Genomic DNA, 19,016 nt, shown 5'->3' with positions numbered 1-19,016 from the left:
GGCGGGGCTCAGGCGTCAGGCCTGGCACCGGCGGTCAGGCCGCGCCGACCTCCGCCCCGACCGTCTCCTTCTCCACCCCCTCCGCCGTCTCCCCCACCGGAAGGCGCCGCATCAGTGCGGCGTAGCCGACCCCGGCCGCCGTGCCGACCGCCGCGCACAGGCCCCACAGCCACTCCGCGCCGAGCCGGTCGATGACGAAACCGGACAGCAGCGGCGCGACCAGGGCGGCCACCGACCAGGACATGGTGTACATGCCCTGGTAGCGGCCGCGCCCGTGCACCGGGGAGAGCCGTACCACGAGGCCGGTCTGGGTGGGGGCGTTGACGATCTCCGCCAGTGTCCACACGCACACCGTCAGCGCGAAGACACCGACCGAGCCCGCGAAGGCCGTCAGCCCGAATCCGTACCCCGCGAGCACGGACGAGACCACCAGCAGCCGGCGCGGATCGCGGTGCTCGATGAAACGGGTGACCGGGATCTGCAGCGCGACGATCAGCACGCCGTTGACGGCGATCGCCATGCCGTAGTCCGCGGGTGAGAACCCTTCCTCGCCCATGGCGACCGGCAGACCCACGGATCCCTGCTGGAAGACCAGCGCGACGAGGAAGGACAACCCGACGACGCTCATGAAACGGCCGTCGCGCACGACGGTCCCGAGGCCGACGTCGTCCGCCGCCCGCTTGGCGGTGGGAGCGGGCCGCGACTCGGGCAGCTTCGCGAAGACGACGACCGCGCAGACCAGCGTCATCGCCGCCTCGATCAGGAACCCGGCGAGATAGCTGAACTCGGCGATGAAGCCGGCCGCCGTGGAGGAGACGGCGAAGCCGAGGTTGATCGCCCAGTAGTTGAGGGAGAACGCGCGCACCCGGTCCTCGGGGCGCACGATGTCGGCCATCATCGCCTGCACGGCGGGCCGGGAGGCGTTGCTCGCCATGCCGACGAAGAAGGCGACGACGGCGATGGAGACGGGATCCCGCACGAACCCGAGCAGCGCCACGAACCCGGCGGTGGACGTCTGCGCGATCAGCAGGGTCGGCCGCCGCCCGAACCGGTCGGCCATCACACCCGCGCCGAGGGAGGAGACGACCCCGCCGAGCCCGTGCAGCGAGGCGACGAGGCCCGCGTACGAGGCGGAGTACCCGCGGTCCAGGGTCAGGTAGAGCGCCATGAAGGTGGCGACGAAGGCGCCCAGCCGGTTGACGAGCGTGCTCGTCCACAGCCACCAGAACTCGCGGGGAAGCCCCGAGACGGTCTCGCGGGCGGCGCGTCTGACGGCGGCGATCGACATGAGAGTCCCCCCACGGGCGTAGACATATGTAAGCAGCTCGAACGGTGATCACAACTTACAAAGGAGGAGCGCGGAGGGGCCACTCAATTAACAGATGCCGTCAACTGTCGTACGGGGAGGGAACCGCCCGCGGACCGGCTGTCCGCCTGCCGGGCGGGCCGTACGAGGGGGCGAATGCGTGGATTACGCTCTGAGGCATGGCCGACGCACCGTACAAGCTGATCCTCCTCCGCCACGGCGAGAGCGAGTGGAACGCGAAGAACCTGTTCACCGGCTGGGTGGACGTCAACCTGAACGAGAAGGGCGAGAAGGAGGCGGTCCGCGGCGGTGAGCTGCTCAAGGACGCCGGCCTGCTGCCCGACGTGGTCCACACGTCCCTCCAGAAGCGCGCGATCCGCACCGCGCAGCTCGCGCTGGAGGCCGCCGACCGCCACTGGATCCCGGTCCACCGCTCCTGGCGCCTGAACGAGCGGCACTACGGCGCCCTCCAGGGCAAGGACAAGGCACAGACGCTGGAGGAGTTCGGCGAGGAGCAGTTCATGCTCTGGCGCCGCTCCTACGACGTGCCGCCGCCCCCGATCGAGGACGACTCGGAGTTCTCCCAGGCCGACGACCCGCGCTACGCGTCGATCCCCCCGGAGCTGCGTCCTCGCACGGAGTGCCTGAAGGACGTCGTCTTCCGCATGCTGCCGTACTGGTACGACGGCATCGTCCCCGACCTCCTGGCCGGCCGCACGGTCCTGATCGCGGCCCACGGCAACAGCCTGCGTGCCCTGGTCAAGCACCTGGACGGCATCTCGGACGCCGACATCGCGGGCCTGAACATCCCGACGGGCATCCCGCTCGCCTACGAACTGGACGCCGACTTCAAGCCGACCACCCCCGGCGGCACCTACCTCGACCCGGAGGCGGCCGCTGCGGCGATCGAGGCGGTCAAGAACCAGGGCAAGAAGAAGTAACCGCCCACGAGTAAGCCCCCTGCCTGCGGTTTCTCCGCTGGGAGGGGGCTTTTCTCGCGCTCTGGGCCGCCTCTGGGCCGTCAGCCGGTTGATCGGTCCGTGCTCAGTGCTTCAGGAAGTCCGGCTCCGGCTGTTCTCTCGCCTCTCCCTGGGCCCCCACATCGCGGAGGGCCGAGACGGCTGCCGCCGCGTCTTCCTGGGGCACACCGGCGAGAAAGACGGCGGGAACCTGCGTCGCCGGAACCTTGCTACGCCACAGGCTCAGCCCCGTCAGCCGACGCACGATCTGGATGACGTCCATCACGGAGGCCCTTCACTTCTTCGGCTGCTGGTCACACCCCACGGCACTTCACGCGCCAATTGAAGCTCCGCGGCCCTCTCGGCCCGCACCGGAGGCGAGCGGTTTGCGAGGTGGTAGCTGTCAGTTCCACAGCAGCTCAACCACGGCACGGAGCCTGCCGCGCCAGGCGAGTGACCGAACGTCAGCCGACGGAAGCGTGCGCCGCCACAACCAGGCATGACGGCGGCTCCTTCCTGCAATGTCACCACTGCACGCAGCCGCTACCGCGCCCACCACAGGGATACCCAAGATCATCAAAAGCGCCGGCAGAAAGCCGCCCTCCACGCTGACCACAACCTCGCCGAGGAAGAGCGTCCCGGCAACAACTCCCGCCAGAAGTGCGCGAAGCAGCCCATGAGAGGCCAGCCGGCCGGGCGCGACCGCCAACGTCACACCGAGCAGCAGACCCAGCACCGCACCCACGAACAGGCTGCCGCCCACAAGGATCGCTTCGGAGACGAGAGCCGAAGGCAAGCCGTGCCAGTGCCCCAGCACCAACGCGACCATCACGCCAGCCGTCCACACGGCGCCCCAGCCCAGCGCGCAGCCCCCTCCGACAACCAGGCCGAACCGCAGACCTCGCATCACTACGCCACGCTTCACCGGTCCCCCTCGGGCCGCAGCTTACGTCCGCGGACGCAAGCCTTCGTAGCAGGGCCATCCGTGCTCGCAGGGCATCCTTCCCAACTGGTCGCGAGTCCTGGCGGTCGTCGCCACGGAGGTCGCAGGATGCCTGCACGGCGTATCCGCGGACGAGCTCGCCGCACAACCCTGCCCGATTGGCAGGCCGGTGTAAGGAGCCTCGATCACCCGGATCGTCGTCTTCAGCGCGATGGGGCGGCCTGGGGGTGGAGCGGGCGTCCGATGAGAGAGTCGAGGATGTCGCGAGCGGCGATCAGGTCGTCGATCGCCGTGTTGATGCGGCGACGCTCTTTCGCCAGGCCGTCGATGAGTTCCGGGCATTTCCCGGCCAGGACGACGGTGTCGTCGACGGCGCAGGGAAGGATCTCCGCGACGGCGGATGTGCCGAGACCTGCGGAGAGCAGGATCTGGATGCGCCGCACGGTGGTGACGGTGCGTTCGTCGTAGTCGCGGTATCCGTTCGGCAGGCGCGTCGGGGTGAGTAGTCCCTGCTCTTCGTAGTAGCGCAGGGAGCGCTGGCTCACGCCGGTGCGTCGTGAGAGTTCACCGATCCTCATGGGGGAGAGTCCAGCAGTGCTTGACCTTGACGTCAATGTGAAGGTTTAGCGTTCTGAGCGTGATCGCAACCTCTGATGAGAACACTCGGCTGACGCCCGTGACCGTCCTCGGCCTTGGCCCGATGGGCCGCGCCCTGGCCTCGGCCTTCCTTGATGCCCGCCACCCGGTGACGGTATGGAACCGCACGCCGGGAAAGGCCGGAGACCTTCCCGACCGGGGTGCCGTGGTCGCCGGCTCGGTCCAGGACGCGGTGCGGGCCGGACAAGTGATCATCGTCTGTCTCATCGACTACGCCGCGGTGCGGGCCACGCTCGAACACTCGCCGGCGGACTGGGAGAACCGGCGGCTGATCAACCTCACCAGCGGAGAACCGGCTCAGGCTCGCCGGATGGCACGGTGGGCCTCTTCACGCGGGATCGACTACCTCGACGGCGCCATCCTGACCCCGACCCCGGCGATGGGCACTCCAGCCGCCACCGTCCTGCTCAGCGGCTCCCGCGACGTCTACGAGGCCGTTCAGGAGACGATGGCCGCCGTGGGCGGCACCGCGATGCATCTCGGCGACGATCCCGGCCGGGCATCCGCCTACGAGGTTGCGCTCCTGGACATCTTCGCCACCTCGGTCAACGGCATCGTGCACGCCTTCGCCCTCGCGTCCGCCGAGGGAATCGAGCCGGAACGGTTCGCCGCCTTCGCCACCGGTATCGGTGGACTGCTCCCGGAGATGATCAGGCGTTTCGCCGAGCAGATCCAGACCGGCCACTATCCGGGAGACCGGTCCACCATCGCCTCCGCTGCGTCCGGGATCACCCACGTCATCAGCACCGCCACCAGCCACGGAATCGACGTGGGGATGCTCACGGCGGCGAAAAGCCTCATCGACCAGGCCGTCGCGGACGGCTACGGGCCAGAGGGACTGGCCCGTCTGACGACCGTCCTCCACAAGGCCGACCGAGTCTGAATTCCTGACCTTCTGCAGTCGATTGCGGGTTGCGCGACCTCGGTCCGGGTCCGGGCGAGGCGGAGGGCTCTCCGGGTGGTCCGAGGATGCTCGGCAGTGGCCGGCGACGGCCGGAGACGACCAGCCGTAGGTGGGCGGTCCGGGCTGTCGTCGGCGGCTCGCGTGCCGGGGGGTCGTTGAGGGGCCGGGTCAGGACGGGGCGAGGACGCAGAACTCGTGGCCCTCCGGGTCGGCCAGGCACGTCCACGGGACGTCGCCCTGGCCGAGGTCGAGGTCGGTGGCGCCGAGGGCCCGCAGCCGGGCCACCTCCGCTGCTTTGTCGTCACCGGGGTACGGCAGCAGGTCGAGATGGACGCGGTCCGGCACGGTCTTCGCGCCGGGCGTGCGGAGGAACTCGAGATACGGGCCGACACCCTTGGCGGAGCGCAGCACCGCGCGGTCGTCGGTCACCTCGTGCAGGAGCCAGTCGATCGCCTCGCCCCAGAACCGGGCCATGGCCCGCGGATCCGCACAGTCGACCACCACCGCGGCGATCGGCCCGGTGTCCCGGTAGATCTCCCGGGGCTCCAGCACGCAGAACTCGTTGCCCTCCGGGTCGGCGAGGACCGTCCACGGCACTTCGCCCTGGCCCACGTCGACGGGCGTCGCACCGAGAGCCTTCAGGCGCGCGACCGACTCCGCCTGGTGGGCCGCAGAGGTGGTGGCGAGATCGAGGTGCACACGGTTCTTCGTCGCCGTCTTGGGTTCCGGGACGGGAACGACGTCGATGCCGACGGCGACCGGGTGCGGCCAGACGAGGCCGCCGACGGGTCCGACGTAGGTGGTCACGCCGGGGCTGTAAGCACTCCAGCCGAGCGCCTCCGCCCAGAACCGGCCGACCGCCGAGGCGTCGACAGCCTTTATGTTCACCATCACCGGTCGCAGCGCCATGCCGGCGATCCTATGCACCCGTTCCGCGACGCCATCCGCGGATACCGTCGTCCGCCGATCCGAGATCACCGCGCAAAACCACTGCGCACCTGCTCGCCTCGCCCGGTACGGTCGCGATCACGTTGTCACCGCGGGGGCCCGGGGGCTCCGCGCGCGGCCACCCCGGCAGCTCCCACACCGAGAGTAGGTTTCGTCAATGGCATGTCGTATCAGTGAGCTGGTGCTCGGCTGCCGCGACCCCGAGGTGCTGGCGCGGTTCTGGTGCGAGGTCCTGGACTACGTAGTGCTCGATCGCGAAGACGACGGCACCCTTGAGATCGGGCCGCGCGAAGGGTTCGGCGGTCCGCAGCCGACGATCATCCTCAGCCGCAGGGACGAGCCGGAGCCGGGGAAGTCCCGGCTGCACATCGACGTCAACCCCACCGACCGCGACCAGGACGCCGAACTCGAACGCCTCCTGAAGCTGGGTGCGCGCCCGGCCGACATCGGGCAGACCGGCGAGGAGCCGTGGCACGTTCTCGCCGACCCCGAGGGCAATGAGTTCTGCCTGCTCAAGGCCCGCCTCAACCCGCTCTGACGGCTCTGGGTCCCCGGTGCGGCCCGTCGCACTGCCGCGAGAAGGGCCGCACCGCTCTGCATCCGAGGTCGCCTGACGGGCCGTCCCATGCGGAACGGCGGATCCGAGGCCGACCGCGTGGAGTTGCGCTCTCGCCCCCGGTGCGCGCGGACGGCCCGGGTGTGGAACCCGGGCCGTCCCGGCAACTCGCCTGGCGAGCAGCCCCGTTGCGACGCCGTGGCGTCAGCCGCGGTTGGTCGCCGACGCGAGGGCCTGGACGAAGCGCAGGGCGTCCACCGTGCCCACGCCGGTGGCCATGTCGTAGCCGTTGACCGCCTTGTAGCCGGTGACGCCTGCGTAGCTGTTGTTCGTGCCGTCGTTGACGTCGACGATGCCGGTGCCCTTGTACTTGGACAGGGCGTACAGCGCGGGGTTGATGTTGCCCACCCGGTGGCCGGCCGCCTGGTCGGCGAGGGCGATGACGCCCGAGAAGAGCGGGCTCGCCTCACTGGTGCCGCCGGAGACGTCCCAGCCCACGGCGGTCGGGTCGTAGCTGGAGTAGACCCAGGCGCCGCCGTTGACCGCGGCGGCCATCGACACGTCCGGGGTGCCGCGGCGGGTGCCGACGACGTTCTTGACCCCGTTCTGGAACGCCGGGCGGGTGAAGACGTGGGACTGGCCGCCGCCACCCGCGCCGTTGTCGTTGTAGACGCTGTCCGGCTTGACGCGCCGGCCCTTGTCGTCCAGGTGGAGCTGGGTGCCGCCGATGGAGGTGACCAGCGGGTCCGAGGACGGCCAGGAGTTGACGCGCTTGTTGTAGTACGTCTTGCCGTCCGCCTTGAGGTCGGTGGCGCCGCCGTCGCCGGAGGAGGCGAGGACGGTCACGTGCTTGCGGTGCGCGTCCTCGAAGGCGTAGCGGAGCTTCTTGATGCTGGAGAAGTCGCCCTTGTCGAAGCCGGGGAACGTGTTCTCGGTGGCGCCGAAGCTCTGGCTGATGACGTCGCCGATCCCGTGGTCGATCAGGTACTTCTCGGCGTTCATCATCTCGGGCAGACCGGTGGTGCCCTCGGTCTCGGAGACCGCCGTCTCCACCAGGACGATCTTGGCGTCGGGCGCCACGGCGTGGGCCATCTCGACGTCCAGGGAGGTCTCGCCGGCCCATCCGGTCATGTCGGGGTTCTTCGGGTCGAAGGGGGGCACCTTGCCCCACTTGACGACCTTGACCTTGGTGCTGGGCAGGCCGAACTGCTTGCTGTAGACGTCGAGGTCGTGCTGGACCGTCGGGGAGCCGAACGAGTCGACGATGACGATGGTGCGTCCCTTGCCCGTGATGCCCTTCCGGTACAGCGCGTTGAGGTTGTACGCGGTGCGGTACTGGAGCGGGTTGTAGCAGGCGATGTGCCACTTGGCCTGGCACTGCTCGCTGGAGAGCGGGCTGGCCACACCATGGACGAGCGAGTGCCCGACGATGGCCGGAACCGCCTTGGTGTGCGGTACGGCGGCGGGCGCGGCGGTGGTGACGCCGGCCAGCGGAGCGGTCGCCAGTGCGGCGACGGCGAGCGCGGCGGTGGCCGCAGTGGCGGCCGCGACGCCCCGCCCGGTGCGGGCTATGTGCATGAATCCCCCTGAGTGGTCCGGAGTCTCACGAAGTGGTCTCCGGGCATCCCATCCACTGAGTCATGCACAGGACAAGACTATTGAACCGCCGATGCCGAATTCTTTACCCAAACAGCACGCACGGCCGAGCGGCCGTCCCTTTGCGCTTTCTTCCCGGGCTCGCCACCGGAAGCTCGGCCTCCACCGGTGCGACTGTTTGACATGGCTCGATCCAGTGCCCCACCATTGCGTCCGCCGCCAGGCGCTACCTGTCGGTAACCGACGCCGCTCACCGGGTCGGACGAGAAGTCCACGCACCGGGAGCACGGCTCGAACAACGGGGGCTGCGAGTGGATCGTCGCCGCGCAGCCGTGGCGGGGGCCGTGGTCATCGGCCTTTCCCTGGCGGCGTGCTCGGGATCCGCCACCACGCCGCGGCCGTCGGCCTCGCCGCTCCCGGCCGGCTCCGCCTCCGCGGCGGCACGGCCCGCGGACCCCCGTGAATTCGGCGCCACCATTCCCGAGGGCGCACTGCTGCTGAATTCCAGCGGAAAGGGGAACGGGGCGCTTTCCGTTCCCGCGAAGGGAACGGCGGACGATCTCCTCCTCGGCGTGAGCTGTCTCGGAAAAGGCGGCCTGAAGGTGAGGGACGAATCCGGCCGCCTGCTCATCGGAATCGCCACCTGCGACACGCGTCCCGACACCGTCTACGACAGCCGCGCGCCGCTGCGAGCCGCCGACGGGAAACTCACGGTCGAAACCACCGGCGGTGCCGCCTGGCGCATCGCGGTCCACCAGGCACCGCACGCGTGACCCGAGGACCCGCGCCCCGAGTTGTCCACAGGCCGCTCCGGCGGTCCGTTCCGGCCCCTTACTCTCGTAGGCATGTCAACCCGCGTCGCGTCCCGCCCCGTGGGTACGGTGACGCGCGGGACCACCCATCCGAACCGGCTGCGCCGGATGGACCGCTGGATCGCAGCGGTCCACGGGCCCGAGCTTCGTCGTGCGGCGGAGCCCGTGGCCGTCGACCTCGGGTACGGGGGTGCGCCCTGGACCGCGGTCGAGTTGCTGCGGCGGCTGCGTGCCGCCGCGCCCCGCACCCGGGTCGTGGGGGTGGAGATCGAGCCCGCCCGGGTCGCGGCCGCGCAGCCGTACGCCCGCGAGGGGCTGGTCTTCCGGCACGGCGGGTTCGAGGTGCCCGTGCTGGGGCGGCCCTCGCTCATCCGGGCGGCGAACGTGCTGCGGCAGTACGAGGAGGGCGAGGTCGCGGCCGTCTGGGAGCGGCTGTGCGCCCGACTCGCCCCCGCCGATCCGGCGTCCGGTTCCCGCGGCGGGCTGCTCGTCGAGGGCACGTGCGACGAGATCGGACGCCGTCATGTGTGGGTCGCCCTCGGCCCCGAGGGTCCGCGCACCGTGACGTTCGCCACCCGCCTCGGCTCCCTGGACCGCCCGTCCGACCTGGCCGAGCGGCTGCCCAAGGCGCTGATCCACCGCAACGTCCCGGGCGAGCCCGTGCACGCCTTCCTGCGCGACTTCGACCACGCCTGGGCCGCCGCCGCGCCGTACGCCGCGTACGGCGCGCGCCAGCGCTGGATACGCACCGTCCGCCGGCTGAGGGCGGACTGGCCGGTCACCGACGGCCCGGCGCGCTGGCGCCAGGGGGAAGTCACCGTGGCCTGGGGTGCCTTGGCGCCCCGCACCTGACCCCGCCCGGTCTGCGGGGAACGATCTTCCTGAGTCCTTCGTCACACTCGCGGGAAGATCGCCGTACGCGGGCCGGTGGCAGGGGAGGGAGATCGTCGTACGAGGTGCGGCAGGTGGGGGAGTTTTTTGCGCGGTTAAGTCCCGCCTCTGTCACTTTGCGCTCCGGCGTGGCACGATCCCCAGACGTCTCGTAAGTTACTGACGGTAAATCAGCTTTGGGGGCGAAGTATGGGATCCGGGAAGCGGACCCTGATCACGGCGGCCATCACCCTGGTCTGCACGGTCACCGTGCTGGGCGCACCGGGCGCGGCGTACGCGAGCACGGAGCGGCCTGCCCCGAGACCCACCCCGTCCGACGGCCCGGCCGCGGCCACGGCGAGCGCACCGGCCTCCGACGCGGCTCTGGAAGCGGTCCGCAGCAAGCTGGACGCGCTGTACCACGACGCGGCGGTCGCCACCGACGCCTACAACGCGGCCGAGGAGAAGGCCCGGAAGCAGTCGGCGCAGATCGTCCGGCTGGCCCGGGAGATCGTCAAGGGCCGGGAGCGGCTGGCACAGTTGAAGGACCGCGCGGGCGCCGCGGCCCGCGCCCAGTACCGCGGCGGCGGTCTGCCGCCCGAGATGCGGCTCTGGCTCAGCCGCGACCCGCAGGAGTTCCTGGACGACGCGGGCACGGTCCGCCAGGGCGAACACGCGACCACGGGACTCATCGCCGAGTTGACGCGTACACAGGAGGACCTGAAGCAGTACGCGAGCGACGCCGCCGACGAGTGGAAGAGGCTCGACGCCAACAGGAAGGCCAAGGCCCAGGCCAAGAAGGAGATCGAGAAGCAGATCTCCGCCGCCGAGAAGCTTCAGTCCCAACTGAAGGAGCAGGAACGGGAGCGGCTGAAGAAGCTCGAGGACCAGGCCGCCCACCAGGCACAGACGGCCTGGCTCGACTCCGGGATACTGAAGGAGATTCGGGGCAGAGCCTCCAAAGAGGGACAAAAGGCAGTCCAGTTCGCGACCGATCAGATCGGCAAACCATATGTATGGGGGGCAGAAGGTCCGAAATCATACGACTGCTCGGGGCTGACGTCCCAGGCCTGGGCGGCGGCCGGCGATCCCATCCCCCGCACCTCGCAGGAGCAGTGGAAGCAGCTCAAGCACGTCGACATCAAGGACATGCGCCCGGGAGACCTGATCATCTACTTCTCCGACGCCAGCCATGTCGCGATGTACGTCGGCGACGGCGCGATCATCCACGCCCCGCGCCCGGGGCGGACGGTGACGATCGCGGGAGCCGGTTCGATGCCGATCCTCGGAGTGGTGCGCCCGGACGCCGACTGAACCCACGCCGACTGACCCCACGTCGATGGAACCCACGCCGACTGAGCCGGACATCGGCCGAACGGGACACCGGCCGAACGGGACACCGACCGGAACAGGGGCGTGTCACGTGACCCGTCCCACGTGACGCGGCCCACCCTCCTTCCGGTTGAAACCCGTACGCGACGTGACATTCGTCATCCTCGCCGGAGCGGTGCCGTGTCCAAGTGCGGTAGGGGATGCGGCATATGACGATGGCCGGTTGCATCACCCCACCCCGTCGGGCATTCCATTGCGGCGTCGGCTACCGCTATGGTCCCCGTCGGTGGGTCGAGCCCCTCGCCCCGCCGTGCCCTCGGGGGGAGGGAAGGAACCCAAGACGATGCCCGTACCCGTGCCGCGGCCCCGAGCGATCCCGGCCGTGGAGGGTGGTCAGGCTCAAGCCGCGTCCCTGCCCGGCGCTCAGACCGCTCAGACCGCGCAGGGGCCGTCCGCCCGCGCCAAGGCCCAGAACGACACGCTCACCTTGCTCGTGATCGAGGACGATCCGGCCGGTTCGCCGATCGTCCCCGAGATGCTCGACGCGGCGGGCCGCCCCATACGGCTGCGCACCGCCCGCAACCTCACCGAGGCCGAGCGGCTGCTCACCGACGACGTCCACTGCATCCTGCTGGACCTCGCGCTGCCCGCGCCCGGCCGGGCCGCCGAGGAGGACGACGAGCTGGCCGTGCTGCGGCACGTGCTGCAGCTCGCGCCCCGCCATGCCGTGCTCGCGCTCACCGCGTCCGGTGACGCCGAGCGCGGTGCCGAGGCCGTGCGCGTGGGCGCCCAGGACTACCTGTTCCGCGAGGAGCTGGACGGGCGGCTGCTGAGCCGTGCGATCCGGTACGCGGTCGAGCGCAAGCGGTCCGACACGGCCGAGCGGCGGCTGACCGAGTCCAGGCTGCGCGCGCAGGAGAACGCCCGCCTCGAGCGCGGCCTGCTGCCCACGCCGCTGCTGGACGGGTCCTCGCTGCGGTTCGCCGCCCGGTACCGGCCCGGCCGCTCGCGGGCCCTGCTCGGCGGTGACTTCTACGACACGGTGCGCACGCCGGACGGCACGGTGCACGCGATGATCGGCGACGTCTGCGGGCACGGCCCGGACGAGGCGGCGCTCGGCGTCGAGCTGCGCATCGCCTGGCGCGCGCTGACGCTGGCGGGGCTGTGCGGGGACGAGCTGCTGTCCACGCTGCAGCAGGTCCTGGAGCACGAGCGGGACAACGACGAGATCTTCGCCACCCTGTGCACGGTGGACATCGCGCCGGACGGCCGCCGCGCCGGGCTGTGCCTGGCCGGCCACCCGGCCCCGCTGATCGCCCGCCCCGACAGGCCCGCCGAGCTGCTGCCGTACGACAACAACGGCCCCGCGCTCGGCCTGCTGCCGGGCGCGCGCTGGCCGCGGATGCAGGTGGAGCTGGGACCGGTCTGGAGCCTGATGCTCTACACCGACGGTCTGATCGAGGGCCGGGTCGGGCAGGGCGGGGAGCGCCTGGGCCAGGACGGCATGGTGGAACTGGTCCGCCGCCGGCTGGCCGAGGGCCTGACGGGCGAGGAACTGCTGCGCACGACGGTCAACGAGGTCCGCGACCTCAACGGAGGGGAACTGGCGGACGACGTGGCGGTCGTCCTGCTGGACCGGGCGCCGTAACCCACGGCGACGGACCAGGCCGCGGTGGGCCCGACACGGTGGGCCTGGCATGGCGGGCCTGGCATGGCGGGCCTGCAACGGCGGACTCGGTGATCGCGGATCCGGTGACCGCGAATCGGTGATCGCGAATCGGTGACCGCGGAGCTGCTTCACCGCCGGCGGCGACAAGCTGCTCGGCGGCCCGCAGTTCCGGTGATCGCGGACCTGACCGTGGCGACCGCCCGCAGCCTGTCGCCCGCGGTCGAGCGGCAACCCGTACCGGCGTCGGTCACCGCCCGCCGTTGTACGGCCCGTACGGCCCGTCGCTGCTGCTCCCCCGGCGGCGACGGCCCCAGCCGCCGCCCGAGACCTGCTTGAGGGCGGGACGGACGTCCACGAAGAAGACGATCGTGGCGACGAGGCCGGCGAGTTGCAGGAAGAGCATCGGCACGAACAGGTTCACCGCGACCGCGATGCCGAGGATGATCAGCCAGAAGCCCTTGTTCTGCTTGTCGGCGGCGCGGTACGCGTCATCCCGGTACAGCACGGCCATGGCCAGCGCCACCACGGCGAGCACCAGCATGGCGGTGAAGAGCAGCCACATCAGGCCGCCGAATGCCGTCATCAGCACAATGCCCACCACCCGAGTCGAGTCGTCTCTACGGCCAACCGTACCCGCCTGCGGCCGCCGCGTACCCGAACAACGGGCCGGGCACCTCGGAAGTGCCCGGCCCGTCGTCCGTCAACCGTCGCGCGGCTCCCGCAGGGACCCCGCGCCCCTCACTTGGCCGGAGGCGTGGTCTTCTTCGCCACCGGCTTGCGGGCGGCCGGGGCCGTCTTCTTCGCCACCGGCTTGGGGTCGGTCTCGGCCTTGGTCTCGACCGGCTTCGGCTCGGCCTTGACCTCGACCGGCTCCGGCTTGCCCTCGACGGCGACGGCCAGTTCCTCGATCTCCTCGGCGGCCTCGCCGCGCCAGGTCTTCACGGCCTGCTCGCCGTGCTCGGCCACCTTCTCGTAGGTCTCACGGGCCTTGACCGCGTACTCGGCGGCGACGCCGACACCGCGCAGCGCGAAGTCCTGGGCGGTCTCGCCGAGCTTCTTCAGGTCGGCGTCCAGGCTGCTGCCGAACTTCTTCAGGTCCGAGTCGAGGCTGCCCAGGAACTCGCCGACCTTGGCCTGGATGCTCGACTGCGTCTCCTTGACGCGGGCGCCGGCCTCCTTGGCGCGGGCCGCGGCCTTCTCCTGCACAGCCTTCGGGTCGGTGTTGCGGACGGCCTCGAGGCGGGCCGGGGCCTCGGCGCGGAGCTGCTCGACCAGCGCGGGCACCTTCTTGGCCTGCTTCAGGGCCAGGTCGGCGGTGCCGGCGGCGAAGTAGAGAGGGGTCGGGTCGCTGAGGGTCTTGCGCAGGTCGTCGGTGATGGCCATGGGATGTTCCTCCCGTTTCGGCATTGTTTGAGGGTTTTATGCGGTCCGCAGGGCATCGGACCGTCGCCCCGGGGGTCCGGTGTCCGGTACTCCGTGGGCGGTGGCCGGTGTCCGTGGCCGGTGATCCGGTCGCCGTCCGCCGGTCAGCCGGCGGCCTGCCGCGGACCGGCATCGCCGCCGTCGGCCGTGCGGGGGCCGGCGTCGGCGGTGTCCTGGGCGTCGTCCATGGCGTGCGCCTCCCGAGTCCGCTGAGCCTCCTGAACCGCCCGGCCGCCCTCGTCCGCCGCGCCCGCCCGGGCGATCTCGAAGCCGTTCTCCTTGCGGAAGGACTCGTAGATCTGCAGCAGCACCTGCTTCTGCCGCTCGGTGAGCGTGGGATCGGCGAGGATGACGGCACGCGTCTCCACCTCGTCCCGGTCCCGCTCGGCGTCGAGGATGCCGGCCCGCACGTACAGCGTCTCGGCGGAGATCCGCAGCGCCTTGGCGACCTGCTGCAACACCTCCGCGCTCGGCTTGCGCAGCCCGCGCTCGATCTGGCTCAGATACGGATTGGACACCCCGGCGGCGTCGGCGAGCTGCCTGAGGGAGAGCTGCGCGTTGCGCCGCTGCTCACGCAGGTATTCACCGAGGTTGCCGACGTTCAGCGATGCCATGCCTCCACTGTGCCCCATGGGCGCTAACAATTGCAAGCACCTGCTTGCAAAAGTGCGCCACGCCACGGGAAGGGCGCCCTACCACGTCGTCCGGGCCGCCGCACCGCCGCCGCCCATCCCACACCCCCGGCGCCCGCACCCGTGGGAGGCGCCGGTGCGCGGACGGGTGACGTCACAAACCGTTGGCGTGGGCTCGCGTACCCCGCTAACGTGCCGTCCATGACTGCCGGGTCGGCCTTGGGCCGTTCACGAGTGGGGCACCCGGCCTCCGAGTGAGGCGGGGGCGGGCGCGAGGCCCGCCGCTCTTCTTCTGTTCCGACGCGTATCGCCACTCCACCAAGCGGAGTGACGCCCCATCACGACGAACAGAGAAGGCAGAGCAGAACACAGCATGCCCAACCCCTTCAACCAGCAGGTCATCGACGAGTTCCGCGCCCACCGCGGCCGCGTGGGCGGCCCCTTCGAGGGCGCCCGGTTACTGCTCCTCACCACCACCGGCGCGCGCACCGGCGCCCCGCACACCACCCCTCTCGGCTACTACCCCGACGGCGGCGAGCGCGTCCTCGTGATCGCCTCGGCCGGGGGTGCGCCGCGGCATCCCGACTGGTTCCGCAACCTTGTCGCGCACCCGCAGGTCACGGTGGAGACCGGCGTGTTCACCTACGAGGCGACCGCGGTCGTCCTGGACCGCGCCGCGCGCGACGAGGCCTTCGCCCGCGCCGTCGAGTCCGACCCGGGCTGGGCCGAGTACCAGTCGAAGACGGACCGTGTCATCCCCGTCGTCGCCCTCCAGGAGAACCCCAGGCCGGGGCCGCCCCGCATCGAGGCGTCCTCCCCGGGCGAGGCCGTCAGGGCGGTCCACGACGTCTTCCGCCGCGAGCTGGCCGCGATCAGGAGGGAGTTCGCGCTCTCAGGAGGCGGCTCCGCCCTGGGCGCCCAGCTCCGGATCAACTGCCTCACCCTCTGCAGGGGCCTGGGCAACCACCACGCCGGCGAGGACACCGCCCTGTTCCCGTCCCTCGCCGGCCGCCACCCCGAGCTCGCCCCGGCCTTCGACCGGCTGCGGCGCGAACACGAGCGGATCGCCGCGCTCCTCGACGACCTGCGCCGCGTCGTGTCGGCGGCGGACGCCGACCCGGCCCGCGTCCTGCCCGAGGTCGAACGCCTCACCGACGAGCTGGAGGCCCATCTCACCTACGAGGAGGAGCAGTTGATCCCCCTGCTGGGGTGACCTCTCGGACGGCGCTTTGCCGGGAGCCGCCTTCCCAGGGTCGCCCTGGGAAGGCGGTCGTCACAGGGACGGAACGGTTCGCCCGCCCGTACGCTGCCACCCGCTCAGCGCCGCCGTGATCTCGCCCAGGCGCGGAACGGAGTCCAGGCCCAGCGGCTCCGCGGCGGCGACCAGCACCTGCCGTACCCTCAGGGCCTCCTGACGCAGGGCCGCTTCGCCGGATCCGGGGTGGGAGTCGAGGAACTGGGTGGCGCGGACGATGTCGGTGAACACGGACTGGGCCCGCTTGAAGGCGAGCAGGCGCGGCAGGTCCTCCTCCCAGCCGCGTGCGCTGCCGGGCCTCGCCTCCTCCATCACCTCGCACCACCGCTTGGCCATCAGCTCGTGCTGCGTCTTCGGGTAGCGCATCAGGTACAGGTGGGTGGCCAGGTCGTAGAGCGGGTCGCCGAGCAGCGCGAGTTCCCAGTCGATGGTCCACAGCCGCCGCCGGTCGTCGACGATGAAGTTCTCCCGGTGCAGATCGGCGTGCAGCAGGCAGAAAGGCCGCTCGCTCAGGCCGGCGACGTGCTCCCGGAGCCGGCGGAAGGAGTCCGCGTCCACGCCCAGGGAGGCGAACAGACCGGGGAACCTCTCGGTGTTCTCCCGGTAGACGCGCTCCTCGGCGAAACAGACGAGCCGGTCGAGGAACCCCGCGGTGTCCCCCTCGGCGGACCGGTCCTTCGGGTCGCACTCGCGTTCCACGTCGAGCGAGTGCCGGGTCACCCGGGCCAGTTCGCGGAACAGCCGGAGGATCTGCACGGCGAGGTCCTCGGGGACCTCCTCCCCCGACGCGTGGAGCGCGCCCAGGGTCCGCCCCTCGATGAACCGCTGCAGCCGCACCCCCTCGGTCACCTCGATGAGGTCAGGGATGCCGGTGATACGTCCCTGCAGCGCACCGAGCAGCTTCTCCTCGGAGGCGAAACAGCGCCGGTCGAACCAGAGGAGATTGCTGCGCGGTTCCCGGAACTTGCCCCGGGGGCCTCCGGGGCCGGCGACCTCGGCGGGCAGAGGGATCACATACGTCTCGTGGTGGTAACCCTCGAGCGGCCCCTCGACCACGCTCGGATCGCCGCTCATCCGGACGGCACGGGCCCGTGCGGGAGAGGAGACACGTTCGGCTGACATCGTTCGTTCCTGGCCTGTTGCGCACCGGTGGTGCGGAAGTGAAGCACGGTACTCGCCCGCGAACGAGCATGCTGCCAGAAACGAGCTGTGCGTGTCGGTCGCCTCATCGGGCGACGGGCGGGCTCACTCCTGGTCCCGCAGCACCCGCAGCACCGAGTCCAGCGATCGTACGACCGTCTCGGCGCCCGCCTCGCGCAGCAGCTTCTCCTTGCGGTCGTTGCCGCCGTAGCCGAGGAACGGGACGCCGGCCCGGCGGGCGGCCTCGAGGTCGGCCGCGGTGTCGCCGATCATCAGCGCGCTGCCGGAGGCCGCTCCCATGGCCCGCAGGGCGCGGTTGAGGTGGTACGGGTCCGGCTTCTGCCGGTGGAGTTCCTGGGTGCGGCCGTAGATGTGCGGGGCGAAGCAGCCGACGAGTTCGCGGCTCTCCAGGTACCGGGTGACCGTGTCGGCCGCGTTGTTGCTGGTGACCGCGAGTCGTGCTCCCTTGGCGTCCCAGGTGCGTATCAGCGGATCGGCGTACGGCGTGGGCCAGGCGGAGGGGACCGCTTTCAGCTCCTCCCGCGTCAGCATGTCCTTCAGCGCGTCGACCAGGTCGCTGTCCGGGTGCCGCTCGTCGACCGTGCGCAGGACGAACTGGGGGTCGGGGTGCGCCCGCTCCTGTTCCGTCAGCAGCCCCTGCAACCCCTGCCGCGCCAGCCACCCCACCATCTCCTGCGCGATCCGCTGCGCGGAGTACCCCGCGAACAGCCGGCAGATCGGCCCGTCGAAGTCGAAGAGCACACAGCGCGCACCGGTGATCAGTTCGCGCAGCCTTCCTGTCCGGTCCGCCGCCGGCTCGGCCCGCGTCGGACCGGAACCCGCATCAGAACCCGCACCGGGACTCGCATCGGAACTCGCGTCACGCGTCACATCAGAGGTCGCATCAGAGGTCACTAGGAAAGTGTCAGGTCCGTGGTGATGGTTTCCCAGAGGGCGTCGAACCACTGCTGTGACTGGTCCACGAACGCCGCGTCGCGCCGGCCCGCCCGACGTTCGAAGGAGAAGAGGAGGGATGCGGCGCCGAGCGTGTCGTACATCTCGAGGGTCTGGCTGTTCACCTCCTCCTCGCGCCTGGTGAGCATGTAGTACGCCATCAGGGCCTCGGTGCCGTTGAGGAGGTAGAGCTTCACCGGCGGGGTGAAGGGCAGGGCCCGGAACGTCACACGGGCGTCGATGCCGTGCGAGGAGCGCAGGGCCAGGAGGTTGTGGCGCAGCACATGGCCCTGGGCGTTGCGCTGGTCGAGCCAGCGCTGGTGGACCGGGTCCTCGTCGTCGCCCGGGTTGTCGACCGAGATCGGGAACGCCAGGTTGATCTTCCGGGAGGGCAGCAGGATCCGCACGTCGATCGACCGGGGGTGGACACGGCCCTCGTGGATCAGTCTGACGGGTTCGCCCAGCGCCAGCATCAGCGTCTCGGCCGTCAGGCAGGCGGCGTCGATCCGTACGTGGGGGGCGGCGAACGCCTCCGAGAGTCTCGGTGCCAGTCCCACCATCGTCGGCTGCGGTCCGTCGCCGGCCGGCTGCGGCTCGGCGATCCGGGGCGGGCTGCCCCGGCTGACGCTGCTGAGCAGGCCGTCGTCCTGCAGGGCACGCAGGGCCTGGCGGACGGTGCCCCGCTCCACCCCGAACTCCTCGGCCAGTTCGGCCTGGGTCGGCAGGCGCTCGCCGGGCTTCAGCTCGCCGGTGCGGATCCGGGTCCGCAGCGTGTCGGCGATCTCCTGCGGCGAGCGCTTTCTGCTGCCGTTCACTGCGACGTTCTCCTGGGTCACGACCAAACGCTACAACCACCATCCATCTACCGGGAGTTGTTTGAAAGTTGTTTATGGATGACGACCAACTGGGGATAACTTCAATGTAGTTGGTTGCCAACTTGGAAGAGTTGGCGGAGGGTGCCATTCCTCTCACACATCGTCCGCAGGTAGTCCCCTGTTGCAGACGGCTCGTTCCCCCTCTGTCCCGCCACCCGGGTCCCCGGGGCCCGCCCTCCTGGAAAG

The 19,016-nt window shown here is 70.7% G+C and carries 19 protein-coding genes and 1 pseudogene; 8 read left to right on the top strand and 12 right to left on the bottom strand.

The genetic code is table 11. From position 1 onward, the window contains the following. Positions 1–34 precede the first annotated feature (34 nt). Positions 35–1,288: an MDR family MFS transporter gene (locus tag ACZ4SW_RS23420; RefSeq protein WP_468248259.1), complete on the bottom strand. Its 1,254-nt coding sequence runs from the start codon at positions 1,286–1,288 to the stop codon at positions 35–37. Positions 1,289–1,485: 197 nt separating this feature from the next. Between ACZ4SW_RS23420 and ACZ4SW_RS23415 the strand changes: the two genes are divergently transcribed. Next, positions 1,486–2,247: a phosphoglyceromutase gene (locus ACZ4SW_RS23415; RefSeq protein WP_468248252.1), complete on the top strand. Its 762-nt coding sequence runs from the start codon at positions 1,486–1,488 to the stop codon at positions 2,245–2,247. A gap of 103 nt (positions 2,248–2,350) precedes the next feature. Here the strand turns inward: ACZ4SW_RS23415 and ACZ4SW_RS23410 are convergent. The 3 genes and pseudogenes from ACZ4SW_RS23410 to ACZ4SW_RS23400 all read right to left on the bottom strand — a co-directional run. Next, positions 2,351–2,551, bottom strand: a pseudogene (locus ACZ4SW_RS23410) (ribosomal protein L7/L12); the annotation flags it as partial. Positions 2,552–2,668: 117 nt separating this feature from the next. Further along, positions 2,669–3,097 (bottom strand): hypothetical protein, encoded by a 429-nt coding sequence (locus ACZ4SW_RS23405; RefSeq protein WP_468248244.1) that lies wholly within the window; start codon positions 3,095–3,097, stop codon positions 2,669–2,671. Positions 3,098–3,411: 314 nt separating this feature from the next. Continuing rightward, positions 3,412–3,786, bottom strand: a complete 375-nt coding sequence (locus ACZ4SW_RS23400; protein WP_468248237.1) for a MerR family transcriptional regulator — start codon at positions 3,784–3,786, stop codon at positions 3,412–3,414. Positions 3,787–3,845: 59 nt separating this feature from the next. Here ACZ4SW_RS23400 and ACZ4SW_RS23395 point away from each other — a divergent pair, with 59 nt between their 5' ends. Beyond that, positions 3,846–4,748 (top strand): NAD(P)-dependent oxidoreductase, encoded by a 903-nt coding sequence (locus tag ACZ4SW_RS23395; protein ID WP_468248231.1) that lies wholly within the window; start codon positions 3,846–3,848, stop codon positions 4,746–4,748. Between the two features lie 189 nt (positions 4,749–4,937). On the opposite strand, the gene ACZ4SW_RS23390 is transcribed toward ACZ4SW_RS23395, so the two are convergent. Beyond that, positions 4,938–5,678 (bottom strand): VOC family protein, encoded by a 741-nt coding sequence (locus tag ACZ4SW_RS23390; RefSeq protein WP_468248226.1) that lies wholly within the window; start codon positions 5,676–5,678, stop codon positions 4,938–4,940. A 196-nt stretch (positions 5,679–5,874) separates the two neighbouring features. Here ACZ4SW_RS23390 and ACZ4SW_RS23385 point away from each other — a divergent pair, with 196 nt between their 5' ends. Next, a complete protein-coding gene (locus ACZ4SW_RS23385) occupies positions 5,875–6,255 on the top strand; it encodes a VOC family protein (protein WP_468248220.1) in 381 nt (126 codons plus the stop codon). A gap of 222 nt (positions 6,256–6,477) precedes the next feature. Here the strand turns inward: ACZ4SW_RS23385 and ACZ4SW_RS23380 are convergent, their stop codons facing one another. Next, complete coding sequence (locus tag ACZ4SW_RS23380) at positions 6,478–7,851, bottom strand: S53 family peptidase (protein ID WP_468248212.1); 1,374 nt, start codon at positions 7,849–7,851, stop codon at positions 6,478–6,480. A gap of 620 nt (positions 7,852–8,471) precedes the next feature. On the opposite strand from ACZ4SW_RS23380, the gene ACZ4SW_RS23375 reads away from it, so the two are divergent. From ACZ4SW_RS23375 to ACZ4SW_RS23360, 4 genes are all read left to right on the top strand, one after another. Continuing rightward, positions 8,472–8,642, top strand: coding sequence for a hypothetical protein (locus tag ACZ4SW_RS23375; protein WP_468248205.1), 171 nt, complete (start codon positions 8,472–8,474; stop codon positions 8,640–8,642). A 72-nt stretch (positions 8,643–8,714) separates the two neighbouring features. After that, positions 8,715–9,533 (top strand): class I SAM-dependent methyltransferase, encoded by an 819-nt coding sequence (locus ACZ4SW_RS23370; protein WP_468248198.1) that lies wholly within the window; start codon positions 8,715–8,717, stop codon positions 9,531–9,533. A 228-nt stretch (positions 9,534–9,761) separates the two neighbouring features. Next, on the top strand, positions 9,762–10,865 hold the full coding sequence (locus ACZ4SW_RS23365; protein ID WP_468248192.1) for a C40 family peptidase: 1,104 nt from the start codon (positions 9,762–9,764) through the stop codon (positions 10,863–10,865). 361 nt (positions 10,866–11,226) lie between these two features. Next, complete coding sequence (locus ACZ4SW_RS23360; protein WP_468248186.1) at positions 11,227–12,531, top strand: PP2C family protein-serine/threonine phosphatase; 1,305 nt, start codon at positions 11,227–11,229, stop codon at positions 12,529–12,531. A gap of 268 nt (positions 12,532–12,799) precedes the next feature. Here the strand turns inward: ACZ4SW_RS23360 and ACZ4SW_RS23355 are convergent, their stop codons facing one another. The 3 genes from ACZ4SW_RS23355 to ACZ4SW_RS23345 form a co-directional block, all read right to left on the bottom strand. Next, the gene (locus ACZ4SW_RS23355; protein ID WP_468248892.1) at positions 12,800–13,141 is read right to left on the bottom strand and encodes a DUF2516 family protein; all 342 of its coding nucleotides are present in this window, start codon (positions 13,139–13,141) and stop codon (positions 12,800–12,802) included. A gap of 149 nt (positions 13,142–13,290) precedes the next feature. Further along, positions 13,291–13,935 (bottom strand): hypothetical protein, encoded by a 645-nt coding sequence (locus tag ACZ4SW_RS23350; RefSeq protein WP_468248179.1) that lies wholly within the window; start codon positions 13,933–13,935, stop codon positions 13,291–13,293. A 143-nt stretch (positions 13,936–14,078) separates the two neighbouring features. After that, a complete protein-coding gene (locus ACZ4SW_RS23345; protein ID WP_468248173.1) occupies positions 14,079–14,588 on the bottom strand; it encodes a helix-turn-helix domain-containing protein in 510 nt (169 codons plus the stop codon). A gap of 391 nt (positions 14,589–14,979) precedes the next feature. Between ACZ4SW_RS23345 and ACZ4SW_RS23340 the strand changes: the two genes are divergently transcribed. Beyond that, a complete protein-coding gene (locus ACZ4SW_RS23340; protein ID WP_468248165.1) occupies positions 14,980–15,819 on the top strand; it encodes a nitroreductase/quinone reductase family protein in 840 nt (279 codons plus the stop codon). 60 nt (positions 15,820–15,879) lie between these two features. Here ACZ4SW_RS23340 and ACZ4SW_RS23335 read toward each other — a convergent pair whose 3' ends face one another. The 3 genes from ACZ4SW_RS23335 to ACZ4SW_RS23325 form a co-directional block, all read right to left on the bottom strand. Beyond that, the gene (locus ACZ4SW_RS23335) at positions 15,880–16,983 is read right to left on the bottom strand and encodes a phosphotransferase (RefSeq protein WP_468248158.1); all 1,104 of its coding nucleotides are present in this window, start codon (positions 16,981–16,983) and stop codon (positions 15,880–15,882) included. A gap of 123 nt (positions 16,984–17,106) precedes the next feature. Beyond that, a complete protein-coding gene (locus tag ACZ4SW_RS23330; protein ID WP_468248152.1) occupies positions 17,107–17,967 on the bottom strand; it encodes an HAD family hydrolase in 861 nt (286 codons plus the stop codon). Next, positions 17,916–18,797, bottom strand: coding sequence for a GntR family transcriptional regulator (locus ACZ4SW_RS23325; RefSeq protein ID WP_468248147.1), 882 nt, complete (start codon positions 18,795–18,797; stop codon positions 17,916–17,918). The genes ACZ4SW_RS23330 and ACZ4SW_RS23325 overlap by 52 nt, the downstream gene beginning before the upstream one ends. Between the last annotated feature and the right edge of the window lie 219 nt (positions 18,798–19,016).

It is taken from the genome of Streptomyces sp. NPDC028331 (genome assembly GCF_055565775.1).
This window is presented reverse-complemented; position numbering and strand designations above follow the sequence as displayed.